The organism is Candidatus Accumulibacter aalborgensis (assembly GCF_900089955.1).
GTDB classification, from domain to species: Bacteria; Pseudomonadota; Gammaproteobacteria; order Burkholderiales; family Rhodocyclaceae; genus Accumulibacter; species Accumulibacter aalborgensis.
Window position 1 is genome coordinate 1 of record NZ_FLQX01000150.1, and the last position, 21,167, is coordinate 21,167.

Genomic DNA, 21,167 nt, shown 5'->3' on the forward strand with positions numbered 1-21,167 from the left:
CCTCCGGCTGAAACGTGGATCAATTACGCTCCACCTATCCTGCCAGAAGTGCGACCGGCTGTCTAGCCCCCGTGTGCGAAAGTTTTTTCTTGCTACCCACCGCCAGGCCGTGAAAATACGGGGTTGGAGCCCTCGGGCGTCAGGGCTGTGCGGGCTGGTGAACCCGGCCGTCGGCGCCACCATTCGGCGTGGAGAGAGCTTCGCTCAGTTCCGTCGCGCGCACAATTCAACAGTAAAAGCTAAACATATATTGCAAAAAGTTTAACTTTTAATAATCAATTGCGCCGCCTAAACTGGTCGCACTTACATGGACACGGAGACCCGCATGGACCAATCGAATCGTTACGCCGACCTCAGCCTGACAGAAAAGGAGCTCATCGAGGGCGGCAAGCATATCCTGGTGGCCTACAAGATGAAGCCCAAGACCGGCTATGACTATCTGCAGGCCGCCGCGCACTTTGCCGCCGAGTCGTCCACCGGCACCAACGTAGAAGTGAGCACCACCGACGACTTCACGCGCGGCGTCGATGCGCTGGTTTACCTGATCGATGAGCCGAGCGAAGAGATGCGCATCGCCTATCCGATCGAGCTGTTCGATCGCAATGTCACCGACGGGCGAATGATGATCGTTTCTTTCCTGACGCTGGTCATCGGCAACAACCAGGGAATGGGCGACATCGAGAACGCCAAGATCTACGATTTTTACATGCCCGAGCGTGCCATTCAGCTCTTCGATGGCCCGGCCAAAGACATCTCCGACCTGTGGCGGATTCTCGGTCGCCCGGTCCAGGATGGCGGCTACATTGCCGGCACGATCATCAAACCCAAGCTCGGGCTGCGTCCGGAGCCCTTTGCCAGGGCCGCTTACCAGTTCTGGCTAGGCGGCGACTTCATCAAGAATGACGAGCCGCAGGGCAACCAGGTCTTTGCGCCGATGAAGAAGGTAATGCCCATGGTATACGACGCGATGCAGCGCGCACAGGACGAGACCGGACAAGCGAAGCTGTTTTCGGCCAATATCACCGCCGACGATCACTACGAAATGTGCGCGCGCGCCGACTTCATCCTCGAAACTTTCGGCCCCGACGCCGACAAGGTCGCTTTTCTCGTCGACGGCTATGTCGGCGGCCCCGGCATGGTGACCACCGCCCGCCGACAGTACCCCAATCAGTACCTGCACTATCACCGCGCAGGTCACGGCGCCGTCACCTCACCGAGTTCGAAGCGCGGCTACGACGCCTATGTGCTGGCCAAGATGTCCCGCCTGCAGGGGGCTTCGGGAATTCACGTCGGCACCATGGGTTATGGCAAGATGGAGGGCAGCGCCGACGACCGCGCGATCGCCTACATCATCGAGCGTGACGAGTATCAGGGCCCGGCGTACTACCAGAAATGGTACGGCATGAAACCGACCACGCCGATCATCTCCGGTGGCATGAACGCGCTGCGTTTGCCGGGTTTCTTCGCCAACCTCGGGCACGGCAACGTCATCAATACTTCCGGCGGCGGTTCCTACGGACATATCGACAGCCCGGCTGCCGGCGCCATTTCGCTACGCCAGGCCTACAAGTGCTGGCAGGCCGGCGCCGACCCGATCGAGTGGGCGAAGGAGCACAGGGAGTTCGCGCGCGCCTTCGAATCCTTCCCCGGCGATGCCGACCAGCTCTATCCGGGCTGGCGCGAGAAGCTGGGCGTGCATCGCTAGCAGCAAGGGCCAGGTTTCAGGGGACAGGTCCTGGGGTCGAGGGTTGGCCGCCCCTGACCTGCACGGCGATTGAATGGGCGAAAAGGGTGCAAGCAATGACCAACAAGGCGCAATACAAGGTTCTCGACGAACCTTTCTACCAGCCGCAGCGCAACGAAGTGGCGCTCTACGAAGCTGCTTACGCGGCGCGCCTGCCGGTGATGGTCAAGGGACCGACCGGCTGCGGCAAGTCGCGCTTCATCGAATACATGGCCTGGAAGCTCGGCAAGCCGCTGATCACCGTCGCCTGTAACGAAGACATGACCGCTTCCGACCTGGTCGGGCGCTACCTGCTCGAAGCCAACGGCACGCGCTGGCTCGACGGTCCGCTGACCACCGCGGCGCGCATCGGCGCCATCTGCTACCTCGACGAGATCGTCGAAGCGCGCCAGGACACCACCGTCGTCATTCACCCGCTGACCGACCACCGGCGCACGCTGCCGATCGACAAGAAGGGCGAACTGATTCACGCCCATGCCGATTTCCAGCTCGTCATCTCGTACAACCCCGGCTACCAGAGCCTGATGAAAGACTTGAAACAGTCGACCAAGCAGCGCTTTACCGCTTTTGAGTTCGACTATCCCGAGGCGGCGCTCGAGACCGCGATTCTGGCCAGCGAAAGCGGCATCGATCCTGCCACTGCTGCACAACTGGTCAGCATCGGCGCTGCTGCCCGTCGGCTCAAGGGTCACGGCCTCGACGAAGGCATCTCGACGCGTCTCCTGGTCTATGCCGCGACGCTGATCCGCGGCGGCGTTTCGCCGCGCGACGCCTGCCGCATGGCGCTGGTGCGACCGATCACCGACGACCACGACATTCGCGACACGCTCGACCACGCGATCGACGCGACCTTCGCCTAGCCGGCGTGCATTGCCATGGCTGAGCACACCGCCGACGGCCGCACAGGCTGGCCCGAGCGCCTGCAGGTGTATCGCGCGCAACTCGATTGCCGATTCCCGCAGGTCGGCGAAGTGTTCGAGCGCTGCCTGGTCGACGCGCTGGCTGTGCTCTCCGTCGAGGGCGTCAACGCCTACCTCGACTGCGGGCGTTTCCTCGGCCGCATGGGGCGCGGCGTCGAGCCGGTGCTGGCATTTCTCGAGGAGTGGCCGTCGATCGCTGGAACCCTAGGCGAAGGCTCCCTGCCAATGGTCAGCCGGACCATTCACGCTCTCTGGAAATCGCCAAACGCCAAGGCGATCACGCCTTTCCTGCAAAACCTGGCGGCGGTTGCCCGGCGGCTAGGGTCGCGCGAGCAGATGCAGCGCTACCTGAACCTGACGCTGGACCTGATGGAGCGTACCTCAGGTTCGATTCACGGCATCCACAAGACCTTCGCCAGTCCGTGCCTGGCCGACTTTTTCGCCCAGTCGCCGAGGCTGCTCAACAACCTCGCCATCGTCGGCCTGACGAACTGGGTCGACTACGGCATCCGCAACTACCCCAACCATCCAGAACGTCAGCATGCCTACTTCAGCCTGCAGTCGGCCGACAGCCGCGCAGTGCTGCAGCGCGAGCGCCACGGCACGCTGCTGGTCGACAACGAGCGTCGGCTCGATTTTTATCTGCGCGCGCTCTGGCACGACAACGCTCCCCTGGTTCCCTACGCGACCGACCTCGACCCGTTGCCGAAATCGCTGCCCTATTACGACCCCAGCGGGATTCGCCTGCCCGATGTCCTCGACGAAGAGCGAGGTGTCGCCGGTATCGACCGCTATCGCGCCATGCTGGCGCACATCGCCGGCCATCGACGCTGGAGCGAGGCGATGTTTGCCGACAACTTCAGCCCGATGCAGCGCCTGGCCATCGAGACCTTCGAGGACAGCCGGGTCGAAACGCTGATCCTGCGCACGTACCCCGGCCTGCGGCGCATCTTCCTGGCGCTGCACCCGAAGCCGGTCGAAGACGCGTGCGACCCGCAAACCCACTCGTGCCTGCGCCATCGTCTGGCGATGTTATCGCGCGCGCTGCTCGACCCGCAACATGGCTATCAGGGCGCGCCCTTGCGCGAATTCGTCGTCCGCTTTCAGGAAACGATGGCGCACAGCGAGTCGAGCAGCGAAGAAGTCGCCGCTCTGGCACTCGCCTACATCGCGCGCACCCGCCGCCAGAGCGACCAGTTGCCGAACGTCCACTTCACCGATGCGGAATTCGGCTATCGCGACGACAATCGCCACCTGTGGCGCTTCCACGAACTCAGCGACGACGAGGAGATGTTCGACGAGCTTCGCCCCGCGGCAATGGTCGCTGAGCCCGACCGCCTGCCGCCGCGCCACTACGCGGAGTGGGATTACCAGAGCCAGACCTATCGCCCGGACTGGGTGAGCCTCTACGAATCGCTCCACCCCACCAGCGACGCCGGCGTCATCGACCGCCTGCTCGCAAAGCACGCCGCACTCGCCAGGCGCCTGAAGCGTCTGCTTGATCTCCTCAGACCGCAGGAAAGGGTGCGCATCCGCTACCAGGAAGACGGCAGCGAACTCGATCTCGACGTCGCCATCCGCTCGCTGATCGACTTCAAGGGTGGCGCTACTCCTGAACTGCGCATCAACATGAGCCACCGCACCAGCGGCCGCAACCTTGCCGTCCTGCTGCTGCTCGACCTCTCCGAGTCGCTGGCCGACCAGGTCAAAGTCAGTGCATCAGGCGGCGAGCAGAGCATTCTCGAACTCAGTCAGGAAGCGGTGTCGCTGCTCGCCTGGTCGATCGACCAGCTCGGCGACCCGTTCGCCATCGCCGGCTTCCACTCCGACACGCGCCACGACGTGCGTTACCTGCACATCAAGGGCTACAGCGAGTGCTGGGGCGATACCGTCAAGGGACGCCTGGCGGCAATGCAGGCCGGCTATTCGACGCGCATCGGCGCCGCCATGCGCCACGCGGCGCACTACCTGGGCTCGCAGAAGGCCGAGAAGAAACTGATGCTCGTCCTCACCGACGGCCGACCGTCCGACGTAGATGTGCAAGACGAGCGTCTGCTGATCGAAGATGCCCGCAAGGCGGTCGCCGAACTCGACCAGAAGGGCATTTTCACCTACTGCATCAGCCTCGACCGAAAAGCCGACGACTACGTCAGCGACATCTTCGGCCGGCGGTATTCGGTGATCGACCAGATCGAACGGCTACCCGAGAGGTTGCCGGAGTTGTTCATGGCGCTGACCAAGTAGGGTCGAACGCGGCTCCCTCCAGGTCCGCAGGATGCGCTGAGGTACGAAGCGCATCAATCTCAAGCTGGCCGAGCCGCTCGACGGCGGCGCGGTACCGGAACCGGCAGGCCTGAGCCTGCTTGCCGCCGCCCTGCTGGCGCTTCGCCGGCATAGGCGCCGGCGACTCGCTGGCCCGGGTTGATCTGGCACCTGGGCAATCTCTGCCCAACCACGACGCCGAACATTTTTCAGCAGGCGGATATTGTGCCCATCCGCCTGCCAGTTTCTTCCACTGGACCACGTCAGATTTGTCAACTCGCCAGCAGTCAGTACAGGATTCACTGCTTCCCCCTGCTCTTTCCCCCATCCCCGTACCTGTATGCCCATGTATTTTGCTTGTCAATACCATCGCCAGGAGCCCGGCTGATAAAGATGAAAACATTGTCCACCGGATCATAATCGAGTGCGTGAAAAGTGAGTTTGCCAATCGTTCGGGAAGAACTGTCAGAGCGCATCCGTGTTGCTGTCCATCTCCTGGCAATAGGATCAAACGCATAGAACGTGCTGTTGGCTATGCCACCACCAATTATTTTGTTGGTCGAATCATAGGCCCATCCTGTCTCGCCGGCATCCGAGAGTGGTGGCATGACGCCCCTCGGGAAAGTCCCGACCAGACCTTTCATTTGTACGATGCTTGACTTCGCGAGGTTGCTGCGCTCGATGGTCACTTCAAAAATAGTTCCATTGTTCAAGATGTAGTACATCTTGCCATTGGGTGGGTAGTAGACCAGATTCTGAGCGAGACTCAATTCCGGCCGCACGAAGCTCTTGCGTCTTACAGCAACTTCGCTCGCCGGATCGAAGGAGTAGATCCCCAGCCGCCCGATGATAATCACTTGCCTGGAGATCGGATCGTATTCGGCAGCCAGGTGCTCCATCTCTCTGATACCCCATACATCCGGATTACCCGCGGTCGCCCTCCAGATTTTCGTCGTCGGATTATAAATCCATACCTTGCCGGGATAGAGGTACCAATCCCGTTTTTCCTGGCAGTGGGCTTGTGGTCCAACAGGTTGAAGCAAAATCAGCTCGCCAGTGTCCTTATCAAAGGTCATCATATCGTATGTATGGCGGGTCAACGGATGCCCCGTCGTGATCCATGAGCCCGTTGCCTGGTTGAAATTGGCAAACGTCATATCAGAAACAGGTGTTGATGGATAGGCGCTACCCCAGGTCAGGCTACTTCCTTCATTCAGATCGAGAACATCGACATCGGTACGCGGCACCGAGGCGTGACCTCCACCAAACATCAACATCTGATTGTGAATCGAGTCATACGAAAAACGGCTATAGTCCGTAATGTGGCCCGATTCCATCTGAGGACAACCAGACAAAGGAGGCGGGTTATATGACCCAAGATAATGCGCAGTATTGACCGGAATTTTCGCGAGGATCGAATTCTGGGAAACTGCGACGCTGGAGCGGGCCGCAAGAAATACCAGGGAGAGCAAGAGAATAGCTCCACTCCCCGGGGAGAACAGGCTGCGCGACGAGCTATGCTGCTTCATCTTCCATCCTCGACTGGTAATGCTCGGTCCCGCCAACGCGAGAACGGGCCGGTCAGAACGTGGCCGGGCCGATGAAAGACTTCGCCACCACCAGATCCGACAAATATACCGTCATCGGAGATTTGGCCGCGCGCCGGCCGCCGTGGTACAGATTTAGCCACACGGAATCGAACTTGATATTATTGGCGCCCGCTGGATTGCCCGGCCAGTGGCGTACCCGAAAATCAATTTTTTCAAAGGCCAGCCGTCCATCGATCCATACCCGAAGAATACCGTCCCGGTTACCGCTGCCGTCGGCATTCACGGTATTCAACTCCATGTATTGATCGATCGCCACCCACTTGTTCTTCGGTATTACACCAAGAAGTCCATTTCTCCAGTCTAAATCAGACCCCGTGGCGTCGGGCTGGTCTGCCCAATAGGCGTAGTAATGTAGTCCTCTATATCCGCTGGCAATCAGCGGATTGTCGGTACGGTTCGGTGAACATTTTCCGCCAGAATCACACTCCTCAGCCGCGAAGCCGCCGCGCGCGCTCCAGCCATTCTTTCCATTCGATGTCGCACCGCCGTTTCCCGCATACGCTGGCGCATCGGGGCGAATCCACTTCCGACCCGTCACAGGGTTGGTAGCCAGCAACTGGCCGTTATAGTGCAAGTAAGTTCTCGGCGCCAAATAAGTGCCGTCAAAACCAAAGGGGAATTTTCCGGCTTCGGAGTCGAAATCCGTACCGATGCGCGCATACACTCTCATGTAAACCGCATCCGGTTCGTATCCAAGGTTTGACCAGAACGACCATCTGCCAAATTCTCCGCCATAATGGCCGGTTGGTATGGTCATTTTATACGCCTTTACTCCGGGTGCAAGAGGGTGAAAGTTCGGATCTGCCGGATCATGATCGCCAATGATCGAGCGATTATTGTTGATGTCAGGAGAACCTGCATCCCAGTACCAGCCCCGATGATGCATGGCGAGATCAGGAAACTTGTCGACAAAAAGCACGTCTGGATCACCTTCGATTCCCTGGTCGGATGGATAGCGCGCAGCAATGCCTCGTTGTATGGGGATCGGGGCGAACGAAGCGGTCAAATCAACCGCGTAGACACCAATGGTGCTGCTACCACTACCATACTGTTTGTCTGTCGTGGTCAGTGAAAGTGTAGCGCTGTTGATGCTTCCCCTAACCGATGCCAGGTCAAACCAGAGAGCCAGTCGCTGATTGCTTCCCGACAGCCCCAGCGTCGTTTTGAGACCGTGTGTTGACATGGCTGTTGATGACGACATGGAAACATCGCCGCCGGCAACAATCGTGTAGCCGCCGGACGAAGTCATGATCCGTAACCTTGGCTGCTTGGCGATGTCGGCATATTCCCTGCTATAGAAAGCGGCCGAGACATCGCCTGCGTCGCTCTTGACGATCCAGCCGCGGTTCGGGCTTCTATTGACGTCCGTGGAGAGCTGGCTGTTTACCAGACTGGTCACATCGAAGACGACGATTTGTTCGGCAGCGATGTTCCGAACCGTAGCCGAACTCCATGGTACAGCTCCCTGAAGAGAGCCCTTCCTGTCGCGCCAGTCACCACCGGGATGCACCCACGGAACCCCTATCGGCTCATTGACCAGGAAACGCCACACCGTTCCCGTGTAAGGACTGTCAAAAACCCGTAGAGCCGTTTCCGGGATGATTGCCTGCGCATTCACCGTTTGAGGTGGCGCGGTGGGACCTCCGACGCCCGGCATGCTTTGTGCCAGCGCACCGGCACTCAAGAGAGCGCTGACCGCGAAGGAGATCATGCAAATGGTATGGCGTTTCACTATCTATCCTTGATCTGGCAAGCTTCGGGGCAAGTCCTTGGCAGGTAATCCAGGGGCGTACATCTCTCGTCGCCAGGAGGAAACTGCTTTGCGGAACCAGGCCTTCTCACTGTGCAGATGAGGCGCGCCTGCGTAGGGTCACTTCGTTCACTCTACTGCAAAGCGCTACCGCCGTCTGCAGGGCAGCACACGGGGAGCACGCCGAAGCGGCATACGCGGGTTCCCGGTCGCCGATTGCCTTGCGGGCAAAGCTTCCCGCGCGCTATAGTAGCGACGCGAATGGGAGAGCGCGGCAAATGCCACCGCCGAAGGCGCAATCCACCCGGAAACGCTCAGGCAAAAGGACCTTTCGTGCAAGGAACTCTGGAGAGCGGCGCACGCTTCTGGCCAAGCGCCCACCGATGGGGCAAGGCGGCTGCAAATGACGATTGCAGCCCGACAATCTCTCAGGTAAATGGACAGGGGGGTGAACTCGATTCGAGTTCGCCCTTTTTCGTTTCGGGAATCAACGTCAACAACCTCCTTTAATGGATTGATCCCATGCAAAAAACTGTCCTCAATGAAACCCATCGCGAAAGCGGCGCCAAAATGGTCGATTTTGGTGGCTGGGAGATGCCTGTCCACTACGGATCTCAGATCGAGGAGCACCACGCTGTTCGCCGGGACGCAGGCATGTTCGACGTTTCGCACATGTGCGCCGTCGATCTCGAAGGCTCCGAGGCGACGCCTTTTCTGCGCCGCCTGCTCGCCAACAACGTCGACAAGCTGAAGACCGCGGGCAAGGCCCTGTACAGCACGATGCTCAACGATGCCGGCGGCGTCATCGACGACCTGATCGTCTATTTCCTCGATGACACGCGCTATCGCATCGTCGTCAACGCCGGTACGGCGGCCAAGGATCTGGCGTGGATGACGGCCCGCCTCGATGAGTGGCGGCTGTCGGCTACCCTTACGCCGCGCCGCGAGGGTGCGAGAGCGCTGGCGATGATTGCCGTCCAGGGACCGAACGCCCGCTCGAAAGTGTGCCAGGTACTGCCGGAATATCGTTCCGCCTGCGAATCGCTGCAACCATTCATGGCTACCATGGCCGGCGAGCACTTCATTGCCAGGACCGGCTATACCGGCGAGGATGGCTATGAAATCACTTTGCCCGCCGAACGGGCTACCTCCTTGTGGCGAGCACTGGACCAGGCCGGCGTGGCGCCTTGCGGTCTGGGCGCCCGCGACACGCTGCGTCTCGAAGCCGGTATGAATCTCTATGGCCAGGAGATGGACGAGACTGTCTCGCCTCTAGATGCCGGCTTGGCATGGACGGTCGACCTGATTTCACCGCGCGACTTCGTCGGTAAAGCTGCCCTCGTCACCAGGCCGCATCAATATCAGCTTCTCGGTCTCGTGCTGGCCAGCGGCGGCGTGTTGCGGGCGCACCAGAAGGTTCTTGCCCCCCAGGGAAGCGGCGAGGTCACCAGCGGCACCTTCTCTCCGACGATGCAGCAGTCGATTGCCCTGGCCCGGCTACCGCTCGCACTGACCATCGGCGAGACGGTTCAGGTCGTGATTCGCGACAAGTTGCTCGCCGCCAACGTCGTCAAACCCTGCTTCGTGAGGAACGGCAGCATTCTGGTTTGACATCTCGCCCCCATTGGTCCCACTTGACTTTACATCTATTGCAGGAAAAGACATGAACATCCCAGTCGATCTCAAGTACACCAGGAGTCACGAATGGATCCGTGCCGAAGCGGACGGAACGATCACCCTCGGCATCACCGACCATGCCCAGGAGTTGCTCGGCGACCTCGTCTTCATCGAGTTGCCGGCAGTCGGCAGCTCGCTGGCGGCCGCGCAGGAAGCAGCCGTCGTCGAATCAGTCAAAGCGGCCGCCGACGTGTACGCACCGATCGCGGGCACGGTCATCGAAATCAATCAGGCGGCGGTGGACGCACCTGAAACCGTCAACCAGGATGCCTACGCGGCGTGGCTGTTCAGGATGAAGCCCTCTGCCATCAGCGATCTCGATGCGCTGCTCGATGCCGCCGCTTACGAGCAGATCGTGGACGCCGCGTGAAGCCACTCGCACAGGGTCCGGAAGACGCCAGGGCTCTCAAGTCACCGTCGGCGACCCTCGCCGCACTGGAACAGCGCGACGACTTCGTCGGCCGTCACATCGGTCCATCCACAAGTGACGTGAACGCCATGCTGGCCAGCATCGGCGCCGCCAGCCTCGATCAACTCGTCGAACAGACCGTTCCGGCGGCGATTCGAATGGCGGCACCGCTGGCGCTCGTCGAGCCGCGTCCGGAAAACGAAGCGCTTGCCGCGCTGCGGGTGATAGCCGGCCGTAATCGCGTTCAGCACGCGCTCATCGGGATGGGCTACGCCGACACCCTGACACCCGGGGTCGTGCTGCGTAATGTGCTCGAGAACCCCGGCTGGTACACCGCCTATACGCCATATCAGGCAGAGATCGCCCAAGGTCGCCTGGAGGCTCTGCTCAACTACCAGCAGATGGTGATCGATCTGACCGGCCTCGAACTCGCCAATGCCTCATTGCTCGACGAGGCGACCGCCGCTGCCGAAGCGATGAGCATGGCGCGCAGGATCAGCAAGTCGAAGTCGAACATCTTCTTCGTGGACGCGGCGTGTTTCCCGCAGACGATCGATGTCGTCACCACTCGGTCCGCTTTCTTCGGCTTCGAACTGGTCTTCGGCTCACCAGATGAGGCAGCTCGGCAGGAAGTCTTTGGTGCCCTGTTCCAGTACCCCAACGACCACGGCGAAGTCAGGGACCTCAGCGGCCAGATCGCCGCCGTGAAATCGCGTGGCGGCGTCGTGGCTGTCGCCGCTGACCTGATGGCCCTGGTCCTGCTGCGATCGCCGGGCGAGATGGGCGCCGATATCGCGCTCGGATCGTCACAGCGTTTCGGCATCCCGCTCGGCTTCGGTGGTCCGCACGCGGCCTTTTTTTCTACCCGGGACGAGTACAAGCGCTCGGTGCCCGGCCGCATCATCGGTGTCTCCGTCGATGCCCGTGGCCACAAGGCGCTGCGTATGGCCCTGCAGACCCGCGAACAGCATATCCGGCGTGAAAAGGCCAACTCCAACATCTGCACCTCGCAGGTACTGCTCGCCAACATGGCCGGCATGTATGCCGTCTACCACGGGCCGCAGGGCCTGCGTGCGATCGCCGGCCGCATCCATCGCCTGGCCGCGATTCTCGCCGCTGCCTTGCAACGGGCCGGAGTAACGGTACTGACCAGCCAGTTCTTCGATACCCTGCGCGTCGATCTGGGCAGCCGCGCGCTGAGCACTTACAAGGCAGCAATCGACGCCGGCTACAACCTGCGCCAGGTTTCCCCCGGCGTCCTCGGCATCGCGGTCAACGAAAAGACCACACGCGAAGACATCGTCCGGCTGATCAAACTCCTCTCCGGCATCAACGCCGACCTGACGCCGCTCGACGAGCCACTACAGCAGGCCGATCCAAGTCTGCCTTCGGTGCTGCTGCGCAGCGACGCCATCCTGACTCATCCGGTCTTCAACACGCACCACACCGAACACGAGATGCTGCGCTACCTGAAGAAGCTCCAGAACCGGGATCTGGCGCTCGATCAGTCGATGATCTCGCTCGGCTCGTGCACCATGAAACTCAACGCCACCAGCGAGATGATCCCGATCAGCTGGCCAGCATTCGCCGACATCCACCCCTTTGCCCCGCTCGATCAGGCCGAAGGCTACCTGCAAATGATCGGCGACCTCGAGACCTGGCTCAAGGCGATCACCGGCTTCGACGCCATCTGCATCCAGCCCAACTCCGGCGCACAGGGTGAATACGCCGGCCTGGTGGCCATCTCGCGTTATCACGCCAGCCGCGGTGAAGGCGGGCGCAAGGTCTGCCTGATCCCCCGCTCGGCGCACGGCACCAACCCCGCCACGGCACAGATGTGCGGCATGCGGGTGGTGGCGGTCGATTGCGACGATTCCGGCAACATCACCGTTGCCGACCTCGCCGCCAAGGCAGCCCAGCACGCCGACCAGCTCGCCTGCCTGATGATCACCTACCCGTCGACGCACGGCGTTTTCGAGGAATCGGTGAAGGACATCTGCGCCATCGTGCACCAGCATGGCGGCCAGGTCTACATGGACGGCGCCAACCTCAACGCCCAGGTGGGTCTGACCTCACCGGCGTTGATCGGCGCCGACGTCAGCCACATGAACCTGCACAAGACCTTCTGCATCCCACACGGCGGTGGCGGCCCGGGGATGGGGCCGATCGGTCTGAAAGGCCATCTGGCGCCGTTCATGGCCAACCACCGCGTGCAGCCGATCAGCGGCCCGCACCGGGGACAGGGAGCGGTTGCCGCAGCCCCCTGGGGGTCAGCTTCAATCCTGCCGATCGCCTGGATGTATATCGCCATGATGGGCGGTAGCGGACTCAAGCGCGCCACCGAAGTGGCCATCCTCAACGCCAACTACATCGCCAGTCAGTTGGGGCCACACTACCCGGTGCTTTACACCGGCAAGAATGGCCGCGTCGCGCACGAGTGCATCCTCGATATCCGCCCACTCAAGGCGGCGACCGGAGTGTCGGAAATCGACATCGCCAAACGCCTGATCGACTACGGATTCCACGCGCCGACGGTCAGCTTCCCGGTTGTCGGAACGATGATGGTCGAGCCCACGGAGTCCGAATCGAAAGCTGAACTCGACCGCTTCGTTGCCGCCATGATCGGCATCCGCGACGAGATTCGCCACGTCGAGCAGGGGCGCTGGCCGCTGGATGACAGCCCGCTGAAGCATGCACCGCATACGCAGGCGGACATCGTCGACAGCCAGTGGGACCGACCCTACAGCCGCCGCGAAGCCGTTTTCCCGCTGCCCTGGGTGGCCGAGAACAAGTTCTGGCCGCACGTCAATCGCGTAGACGATGTCTACGGTGACCGCCACCTGTTCTGTGCCTGCGTGCCGATCGACGACGACACTCGCTAGGTTTTGCGGTGAAGAATGTCGGGTGACGCCACGCTCACCCGACTGACGCCACTTCCGCCCCTGCGCACGCCCACCCTGGAGATAGCCCCATGACTGCACCGATCCATGAGTTCACCGCCGACCTTCTCTCAGGCGGCAGCCAAAGCCTGGGTGACTACGCCGGCAAGGTGTTGCTGATCGTCAACACCGCCAGCCACTGTGGCTTCACGCCGCAGTACGAAGGCCTCGAAGCACTCTACCAGCGCTATGGCGCACGCGGGCTGGTGATTCTCGGCTTTCCCTGCAACCAGTTCGGTGCGCAGGAACCGGGGGAGGCGGCAGAAATCGCCACCTTCTGTCAGAAGAACTACGGCGTCACCTTTCCAATGTTTGCCAAGATCGACGTCAACGGCGACGACGCCCATCCGCTCTATCGATTTCTGAAGAAAGCGGCGCCCGGCCTGCTCGGCAGCGAGGGAATCAAGTGGAACTTCACCAAGTTCCTGGTGAACCGCGAGGGTGAGGTGACCGAGCGCTATGCCCCGGCCAGCACACCGGAGACCCTCGCGCGGCACATCGAAGAGCTGCTGTGACGTTCATGCACGCTGTGCTGCCGACCAGTGACCGGCAGGACCGGCCACACTCGCCTGGCTCAGGGCCGGCCCATGCCTGCGCCTGACCTAGGCGCCACGCGGCGCTGGCCCAACGTTCCAGCCTGCTATGGCTGGCTGTCGCTCGACCGGCGTGGCCGTTGGCGACTGCGCAGTGAAGCGGTCACTCATCGCGGTCTGAACGATTTCCTCGATCGCCACTATGCCCACGACGAGCACGGCAACTTCTTCGTCCAGAACGGCCCGCAAAGGGTTTTTGTCGAACTCGACTATACGCCGTGGGTGGTGCGACTGACGTCCGCAGGCGGGCTCGAAACGCATGTCGGCCGCGCGGTCACCGTGCTTCGCGGCGCCGCGCTCGACGAGGAAGGCAGCCTCCTGCTCGATACGCCGGACGGCGTCGCGCTGCTCTGCGACCGCGATCTGCCCGCCCTCCTCGGCCACCTGCATTTGCCGAGCGGCGAACTGGCCGACGACACGTTTCTGCTCACCTTCATCGCGCAGGCAGAAGCCTGTGTCAGCGCGCTGACCCTCGATTGGCGGGACGCCCGCGTGCCGGTCATCCCGCTGCGCCGCTCGGAAGTGCCGGGACGCTATGGCTTCATTGCCTCGCCGCAGGCAACCGTAGCGTAGTTTCCGTCAGCAGCGGGATGGACTATTCCCCCGCCTTCGCCAATAATTGCGGGCTTTCAGCCAACAATATGCCCGCCGCAGCAGATGCGGGCCTTTTTTTGCCGAGGTTTGTGATGCGCTATCAGGTTTTCGTGGAAGAAGAGGAAGGCGCCGAGGGATCTGGGGATCTGGCGAATTTCGACCATCTGGACGAGGTCTGGGAGTTTATTCAGAGCCGTTTGCCGACGGGCGTCTTCAGCGACCGGCGCCTGGTCTGGGTCAAGGACCGGGAGGCCGAGGGAGATGTCTCCTTTTCTCTGACCGGTGAACTCTGGGCCGAGCACTGCGAGACGCCGCTTGCCTTCGCTCGCTGCTTCAAGATGTTTTTTGACTTCAAGGGCAAATAGCCGATCTCGAGGTACCACCTTGCTAGCCAGAGAAACCACGCCCAGCGCGATCGTCCGCTACCTCGATCAGTACGTCATCGGCCAGGAAGAGGCCAAGAAGGTCCTCGCCGTTGCCGTCTACTCGCATTACCGGAAGATCGCCGCCTTTCAGACCAGCAAGGGGTCGATTGCCAAGAGCAATATCCTCCTCGTCGGACCGTCAGGGACGGGGAAAACGCTGCTCTGTGACACTCTGTCGAGAATGCTCGATGTCCCCTTTGTGACCGCCGACGCGACTTCACTGGCGCAGACCAAGTATGTTAACGAAGAGATCGAGGCGGCCTTGCAAAGGCTGCTCGACAAGGCTGACGGAAAGATAGAAGAGGCGCAGCAGGGGATCATCTTCATCGACGAAATCGACAAACTAAAAGCGACGAACGCGCAGTCGCGAGCCACTTCAGGCGAGAGCGTGCAACACGCCCTGCTCAAGATCATGGAAGGTTCGCCGGTAAAGCTGAAGAGCGACCAATACATCGATACCAGCAGCATCCTGTTCATCTGCGGTGGAGCTTTCGTCGGCCTCGAGAACATCATGTCCAAGACGCATGGTTTCGGCTTTATCGCTACCTCGGGTGACGACAACCAGAACATCCTCGATCGGCTGAACAAGCGGGTGAAACCGACCGATCTCTTCGAATTCGGCCTGATTCCCGAGTTCACCGGCCGTCTGCCGGTGATCGCCAACCTGCACCCTCTGAGCAAGGCAATGCTGGTCAGCATCATGAGCGTGCCGAAGAACTCGATCTACCGGCAATACATCGAGATCTTCCACGGTGAAGGCGTCGAGTTGAGCATCAGCCAGCGAGTATTCGAACAGATTGCCGAAATCGCCATCGAATACAAGACCGGCGCCCGCAGCCTGCGCGGGATCTTCGAGGAACTGATCACCCCGATTCTCTACGTCATACCCGATGAGCACGACATCTGCAGGGTTGAAATCGCCTCGCTGTTCGAAGATGCGCGTCTCGTCAGAAGAAAGTGAACCCGGTTCGACGAAGTCGCGGCCCTCGCCGGCCATCGGGCGCGCCAGGAGGGCGTGTTCGCGGGCCTCTGCTGTCGCCCGAGCAGCATTGGGCGTCACCGTCTTCAGTGGTCTGATCGCCTGCAGCGGAGTCACCATGTTCCAGGATAATCTGCTCTACTACCCCGAAGCCGCCAATGTCGCCGAAATGGTCTCCGGTGGCCTTGCAGCGTGGCCCAGCGCGGTGGATTTTCGCGGCCTCCTGGCCGAAGCGGACGGTCCGCCACGCGGCACCGCCGTCATCTTCCATGGCAATGCCGGACATGCGGGCCACCGGGACTTCTACGTGGGTGTGCTCACCAGACTAGGGCTGCGCGTGATCCTCGCCGAGTATCCGGGTTACGGGCCACGCGCTGGAGACCTGGGCGAGACAAGTCTGGTCGCCGACGCCGAACAGACGATTGCCCTCGCCCATGCGCGCTACGGCGGACCGTTGCTGATCATCGGCGAATCGCTTGGTGCCGGCGTCGCGGCGGCAGCCAGCGCGCGCCAGCACGAGGCGGTTGCGGGTCTGCTGCTGATCACGCCATGGAACCGGCTTGAAGATGTCGCGCGCCACCACTACCCGCTGTTGCCCGTAAAGTGGCTCTTGCGCGACCGTTACGACAGCATGATCCACCTGGCCTCGTTCGGGCGACCCGTACTGGTCGCCATTGCCGCCGAAGACCGGATCATCCCGCCCCGCTTCGGCAGGGCGCTCTACGACGCACTGGCAGAACCCAGGCAGTTGTCGGTCATCAAGGCGGCCGGGCATAACGACTGGTTCGATCGCCTCGACGACGCCTGGTGGCGGCAGGCCATCGACTTCCTCCTGACCGGGGATCGCTGATCCAGCAGGCGCCAATGGCGATCGCCTGACCCTTGGCCGAAAGCCGCGCAAGCTTCCCGCGCTCGCGCGCCTTAAATGACAAGCCCCGCCATGGCGGAGCCATGCTTTAGCGAGGCGTGATTACTGCTTACGCTTGCGGGCCACGCCAAAACCCAGAAAACCGATGCCGAGCAGGGCGAAGGTTGTCGGCTCGGGAATCGCTGCCTGGCCATCTGTCGAACTGAACGTGGTAAATCCCGTGGCCCCATGTGCGAGGAACTGGGCCTGTTGGCCGCCATCGCAGCAGCCTTCCAAGCCATAGATGTTCAGACGGTGATTACCGGCTGAAAGAGTCGCTGCGTAATCGAAGAACTGGCTGGGATTGGCGTAAGAACCACTCCACCACATATCGTGGTCCATGTAGCCAAGAGCGACCCCATCGAGGAACACCGCGCCACCGAAGCCAAAATCGACTCCAGCACGAAAATCCCACGAACCAGCCTGCGCTGCCGTGACGCCAAAGTCGATGGTGAAAGCAAAGGCGACGTTAGAATTTGGGCCACCAAACACACTCTGGTTTGAAATATTGTCGAATACGGCCACCGAAGTGCTGCCATAGCCCACTGACGGGATGGCCACCGCAGCCTCGACCGTGGTCTTGTAATCGGCGGCATTGGCCTGGTACTGGTCGGTGGAATAACCAGTGGCGACGGTGATCATGCTCGCATTGGCACTGCCGATGTACGCCGCCATGGTCGATACGACGAGGCCGGTCAAGAGTTTTCCGTTGATCCGCTTGATCATTGTTTTCACTGTAGCTCCTTGGGTCTGTGGGTGGGATTCCGCGTACAGACGCATTGGAACAGAGAAAGCATTTGGCCCCTGTGTCGCTTTTCACGCTTGCCAGCCTATCTTCTTCACCGTCCGTCGGTGGGGTGAGTTTGCCCACCCGCGCTGGCTCTTGGCCGTGTTCAGACCAGACCGTCGAACAACTGCACACTGACCAGGTCGCCGACGGCGACCCCGGCGCGATCGTGTTCGAGGACGATGAAGCAGTTGGCGTCGGACATCGAGCGCAGGATGCCCGAGCCCTGCGCGCCGGCGGGGCGGACGGACCAGCGGCCATCCGACTGGGTGAGAACGCCGCGCTGAAATTCGCTGCGACCGGGTACCTTCTTCAGGGCCACCGAGCACACTGCCGGCAGCAGCGGAACGACTGGAAGCGGGTCGGCACCCATCAACGCATACAGCGCGTCGCGGACGAACTGGTAGAAAGTGACCATCACCGCCACCGGGTTTCCCGGCAGCCCGAATAACCAGGCCGAGGTGGCGCTATCGTGGCCGCGGCCCTCGCCGCCGGCGCCAATCCGCCCGAAGGCCATCGGGCGACCGGGTTTCATGGCGATTTTCCAGAACAGCACTTCACCGAGTTGGGCCATCAGATCCTTGACGAAATCGGCCTCGCCCACCGAAACGCCGCCGCTACTGATCACCACGTCGGCCGCCGCTGCGGCCTGGCAGAAAGCCACCTCGATGGCTGCCGGATCGTCACCCACAACGCCCAGATCGAGGACTTCGCAGCCCATGCGGGAAAGCATTCCGAAAAGCGTGTAGCGATTGCTGTCATAGACCTCGCCGTCGCCCAGCACTGTGCCGATTGAGCACAGTTCGTCTCCGGTGGACAGGAAGGCGACGCGCAGGCGGCGGTAGACGCTGACCTCGGCGCAGCCGAGCGAAGCGATCAGCCCCAGTTCTGCCGGGCGAATGAGCCGCCCGGCAGCGAGCGCCGGCTTGCCAACGGCCAGATCTTCGCCGGCGCGCCGGATGTTCTGGCCACGGCCTTGCCCCGGCGGGATGATGACGCTGTCGCCGTCGGTGCGAACCTCTTCCTGGATCACCACCGTATCCGCTCCGGCCGGCGGCAAGGCGCCGGTCATGATGCGCACGCATTCGCCCGCGCCGACGCTGCCGGCAAAGGGCTTTCCGGCCAGCGCCGTACCCGCGATCCGAAGCTGGGTGTGGCCGGCGCCAGCCAGATCCGCATGGCGCAAGGCGTAACCGTCCATCGCCGAGTTATCGTGCGCCGGCACATTGCACGGCGCGATTACGTCGCTGGCGAGCACGCGGCCGAGGGCACTGCGCAAGGCCAGGCGTTCGTGCGTCCGCACAGGGGTCAGTTGGCTGCGAATGAAGTCGCTTGCCTGGTGGACCGAGAGCGACTCGGGGTCGTAATCGCTATGGCAACTGAATTGGGCGGCAAGACTCATCGCATCAGCCGCCGGTCATCGACATGAAACGCACTACCTGCGGCGCGTCCATCTGACTGCTGAAGTCATGGCCCTTGGCCTTGATACCCATGGTGTGCATGATCGCCGCCCGCAGCGGCCCGTCGTCGGTCGGGTGAGCGCGCAGCAGGGGCAGGAGATGGACGGCATCGTTGTTGCCCAGGCAGGGGTACAGATCGCCGCGGGCGGTGATACGCACCCGATTGCAGGTATCGCAGAAATTGTGACTGTGCGGTGAGATGAAGCCGACCCGCGTCGCGCTACCGGGGATCCGCCAATAGCGCGCCGGCCCGCCACTGGTCTCGGTCGAGGGCAACAGCAGGAAACGGGTCTGCAGGCGCGCCAGCGCGTCCTGGCTGCTGAAATAAGTCGACTGACGCGCGTGACCGATTTCGCCGAGCGGCATTTCCTCGATGAAGGCGATGTCGATCGCCCGCTCGACGGCAAATTCGACGAGATCGATCAACTCGTCGTCGTTGGCGCCACGCATCATCACGGTGTTGACCTTGATGCGCTCGAATCCGGCCGCCTGCGCGGCGTCGAGGCCACGCAGTACCCTGCGCAGGTCGCCGACACGGGTAATCTCGCGGAAGCGGTCGGCGCGCAGGGTATCGAGGCTGACGTTGATGCGCTTGACGCCGGCAGCGCGCAAAGCCGGGGAAAAACGGTCGAGTTGGGAGCCATTGGTGGTGATCACCAGTTCTTTCAAACCGGGCAAGCCGGCGATCTGTTCAAGCAGCCAGATTGCGTTGTGGCGAACCAGCGGCTCGCCACCCGTCACGCGCACCTTGGTCACCCCGAGATCGACAAAGGCACTGGCGATGCGCAAGCACTCCTCAAGCGTCAACACCTGCGCGCGCGGCAGGAAGGTCATCTCCTCAGCCATGCAATAGCTGCAGCGGAAATCGCAACGATCGGTAATCGACAGCCGGAGGTAGGTGACGTGCCGCCCATACTTGTCAACCAGCGTCCCGGCAGGATGGCGGAACGACGCCGACGTGGGGAACGACGGGGCCGGGGGAGTAAAACCGGCCAGCGCAGAGGGCACGGCTTCCGGCGTCAGCGATTCATTGCGCATGGGAGAGACTCCCTTGAGGCTTGCCTGTGGCGAAGCGAAGATGAGGACGGTTCGCGGCCGATTATAGCCGAAATGGCGCCGCCGTAAGCCCTCCAAGCTGGTGCTGCCAGCCAGAAACCGCCAGCACCAGGTTCCGCGCGTTCCGCCGGTTGGCTGAGCGCAGGGTAAGCCGACCTTATCGCTGCAAGGCCTCGATACGTTGTGCGATCGGCGGGTGGCTGGAGAACAATTCCATCCAGCCCGGACGTCCGTTGATCCCCGCCGTGGCGACGTTCTGCGGCAGCTCGCCGGCTTCCATGCCGCCGAGGCGACGCAGTGCGGCGACCATCGGCCGCGGCGAGCCCATCAAATGCGCGGCGCCGGCATCGGCACGGAACTCTCGCGCCCTCGAGAAGTACATGACGATGACGCTGGCCAGGACACCGAAGGCGATATCGCAGATCACCACGGTGATGGTATAGCCCATTCCCGGCCCCGATGACTGGTCATCAGCCTTGCGCAGCGCCGAATCGACGAACCAGCCGACGACGCGGGCGAGAAAAATGACGAAGGTGTTGACCACACCCTGGATCAGCGTCAGCGTCACCATGTCGCCGTTGGCGATATGCGCGACCTCGTGGGCAATCACCGCCTCAGCCTCCTCGCGCGTCATGCTCTGCAGCAGACCCGTCGACACGGCAACCAGCGAGCTTTTGCGGCTGGCCCCGGTGGCAAAGGCGTTCGGCTCGCCGTCATAGATCGCCACCTCGGGCATCGGCAGGCCGGCTTTGTCGGCGAAACGGCGCACCGTTTCGACCAGCCAGAATTCGGTGGAATTGGCCGGCGTTTCGACGACCTGCGCGCCGGTACTCCATTTAGCGATGGTCTTCGACATCCACAAAGAGATGAACGAGCCGCCGAAGCCCATGATCAACGCAAAGAACAACAGCTTGCCAAGATCGAGGCCACCACTCGTGAAGAACCTGTTCGCGCCGGTGAGCGTCGCGACCACTCCAAGCACGATGACGATTGCCAGGTTGGTCGCGATGAGCAGCATTACACGTTTCATGATTTGACTCCGTAAAAACTCTTGC

At 61.8% G+C, this 21,167-nt stretch carries 18 protein-coding genes and 2 riboswitches; of the genes, 12 read left to right on the forward strand and 6 right to left on the reverse strand.

From position 1 onward, the window contains the following. Positions 1 to 325: 325 nt before the first annotated feature. The 4 genes from ACCAA_RS18730 (at position 326) to ACCAA_RS22790 (ending at position 5,089) form a co-directional block, all read left to right on the forward strand. Positions 326 to 1,705, forward strand: coding sequence for a ribulose-bisphosphate carboxylase (locus tag ACCAA_RS18730; RefSeq protein WP_186408772.1), 1,380 nt, complete (start codon positions 326 to 328; stop codon positions 1,703 to 1,705). Positions 1,706 to 1,800: 95 nt separating this feature from the next. Continuing rightward, positions 1,801 to 2,604, forward strand: coding sequence for a CbbQ/NirQ/NorQ/GpvN family protein (locus tag ACCAA_RS18735; protein ID WP_186408773.1), 804 nt, complete (start codon positions 1,801 to 1,803; stop codon positions 2,602 to 2,604). A gap of 15 nt (positions 2,605 to 2,619) precedes the next feature. After that, positions 2,620 to 4,908, forward strand: coding sequence for a nitric oxide reductase activation protein NorD (locus ACCAA_RS18740; protein WP_186408774.1), 2,289 nt, complete (start codon positions 2,620 to 2,622; stop codon positions 4,906 to 4,908). A 64-nt stretch (positions 4,909 to 4,972) separates the two neighbouring features. Next, positions 4,973 to 5,089: a PEP-CTERM sorting domain-containing protein gene (locus ACCAA_RS22790; protein ID WP_425394502.1), complete on the forward strand. Its 117-nt coding sequence runs from the start codon at positions 4,973 to 4,975 to the stop codon at positions 5,087 to 5,089. A gap of 136 nt (positions 5,090 to 5,225) precedes the next feature. On the opposite strand, the gene ACCAA_RS18750 is transcribed toward ACCAA_RS22790, so the two are convergent. Continuing rightward, positions 5,226 to 6,455 carry a hypothetical protein gene (locus tag ACCAA_RS18750; protein ID WP_186408775.1) on the reverse strand — a complete coding sequence of 410 codons (1,230 nt, stop codon included), beginning with the start codon at positions 6,453 to 6,455 and terminating at the stop codon, positions 5,226 to 5,228. 52 nt (positions 6,456 to 6,507) lie between these two features. Continuing rightward, a complete protein-coding gene (locus ACCAA_RS18755) occupies positions 6,508 to 8,268 on the reverse strand; it encodes a disaggregatase related repeat-containing protein (protein ID WP_186408776.1) in 1,761 nt (586 codons plus the stop codon). A 270-nt stretch (positions 8,269 to 8,538) separates the two neighbouring features. Then, positions 8,539 to 8,626: riboswitch (glycine riboswitch) on the forward strand. A gap of 3 nt (positions 8,627 to 8,629) precedes the next feature. Continuing rightward, positions 8,630 to 8,732, forward strand: a riboswitch (glycine riboswitch). A gap of 76 nt (positions 8,733 to 8,808) precedes the next feature. On the opposite strand from ACCAA_RS18755, the gene gcvT reads away from it, so the two are divergent. The 8 genes from gcvT (at position 8,809) to ACCAA_RS18795 (ending at position 16,752) form a co-directional block, all read left to right on the forward strand. Continuing rightward, entirely contained in the window at positions 8,809 to 9,897 is a 1,089-nt protein-coding gene (gcvT, locus tag ACCAA_RS18760; protein WP_186408777.1) for a glycine cleavage system aminomethyltransferase GcvT, read from the forward strand. A gap of 52 nt (positions 9,898 to 9,949) precedes the next feature. Beyond that, positions 9,950 to 10,333 carry a glycine cleavage system protein GcvH gene (gene gcvH, locus ACCAA_RS18765; RefSeq protein ID WP_186408778.1) on the forward strand — a complete coding sequence of 128 codons (384 nt, stop codon included), beginning with the start codon at positions 9,950 to 9,952 and terminating at the stop codon, positions 10,331 to 10,333. Further along, positions 10,330 to 13,254, forward strand: coding sequence for an aminomethyl-transferring glycine dehydrogenase (gcvP, locus tag ACCAA_RS18770; protein ID WP_186408779.1), 2,925 nt, complete (start codon positions 10,330 to 10,332; stop codon positions 13,252 to 13,254). Before gcvH ends, gcvP begins: the two co-directional genes overlap by 4 nt. 89 nt (positions 13,255 to 13,343) lie before the next feature. Then, positions 13,344 to 13,826 carry a glutathione peroxidase gene (locus ACCAA_RS18775; protein WP_186408780.1) on the forward strand — a complete coding sequence of 161 codons (483 nt, stop codon included), beginning with the start codon at positions 13,344 to 13,346 and terminating at the stop codon, positions 13,824 to 13,826. Positions 13,827 to 13,898: 72 nt separating this feature from the next. Continuing rightward, a complete protein-coding gene (locus ACCAA_RS18780) occupies positions 13,899 to 14,477 on the forward strand; it encodes a DUF2946 family protein (RefSeq protein ID WP_186408781.1) in 579 nt (192 codons plus the stop codon). A 17-nt stretch (positions 14,478 to 14,494) separates the two neighbouring features. After that, entirely contained in the window at positions 14,495 to 14,863 is a 369-nt protein-coding gene (locus tag ACCAA_RS18785) for a hypothetical protein (protein ID WP_186408782.1), read from the forward strand. Positions 14,864 to 14,882: 19 nt separating this feature from the next. Beyond that, entirely contained in the window at positions 14,883 to 15,884 is a 1,002-nt protein-coding gene (gene clpX, locus ACCAA_RS18790; RefSeq protein ID WP_245754677.1) for an ATP-dependent Clp protease ATP-binding subunit ClpX, read from the forward strand. 136 nt (positions 15,885 to 16,020) lie between these two features. Further along, positions 16,021 to 16,752, forward strand: coding sequence for an alpha/beta hydrolase (locus ACCAA_RS18795; RefSeq protein WP_245754678.1), 732 nt, complete (start codon positions 16,021 to 16,023; stop codon positions 16,750 to 16,752). Positions 16,753 to 16,872: 120 nt separating this feature from the next. Here the strand turns inward: ACCAA_RS18795 and ACCAA_RS18800 are convergent, their stop codons facing one another. From ACCAA_RS18800 to htpX, 4 genes are all read right to left on the reverse strand, one after another. Then, entirely contained in the window at positions 16,873 to 17,535 is a 663-nt protein-coding gene (locus ACCAA_RS18800) for a CCXG family PEP-CTERM protein (RefSeq protein WP_245754683.1), read from the reverse strand. A 167-nt stretch (positions 17,536 to 17,702) separates the two neighbouring features. Continuing rightward, positions 17,703 to 18,998: a molybdopterin molybdotransferase MoeA gene (gene moeA, locus ACCAA_RS18805; protein ID WP_186408785.1), complete on the reverse strand. Its 1,296-nt coding sequence runs from the start codon at positions 18,996 to 18,998 to the stop codon at positions 17,703 to 17,705. Positions 18,999 to 19,002: 4 nt separating this feature from the next. After that, positions 19,003 to 20,094: a GTP 3',8-cyclase MoaA gene (gene moaA, locus ACCAA_RS18810; protein WP_186408786.1), complete on the reverse strand. Its 1,092-nt coding sequence runs from the start codon at positions 20,092 to 20,094 to the stop codon at positions 19,003 to 19,005. A gap of 175 nt (positions 20,095 to 20,269) precedes the next feature. Further along, positions 20,270 to 21,142, reverse strand: coding sequence for a protease HtpX (htpX, locus tag ACCAA_RS18815; protein ID WP_186408787.1), 873 nt, complete (start codon positions 21,140 to 21,142; stop codon positions 20,270 to 20,272). Positions 21,143 to 21,167 lie beyond the last annotated feature (25 nt).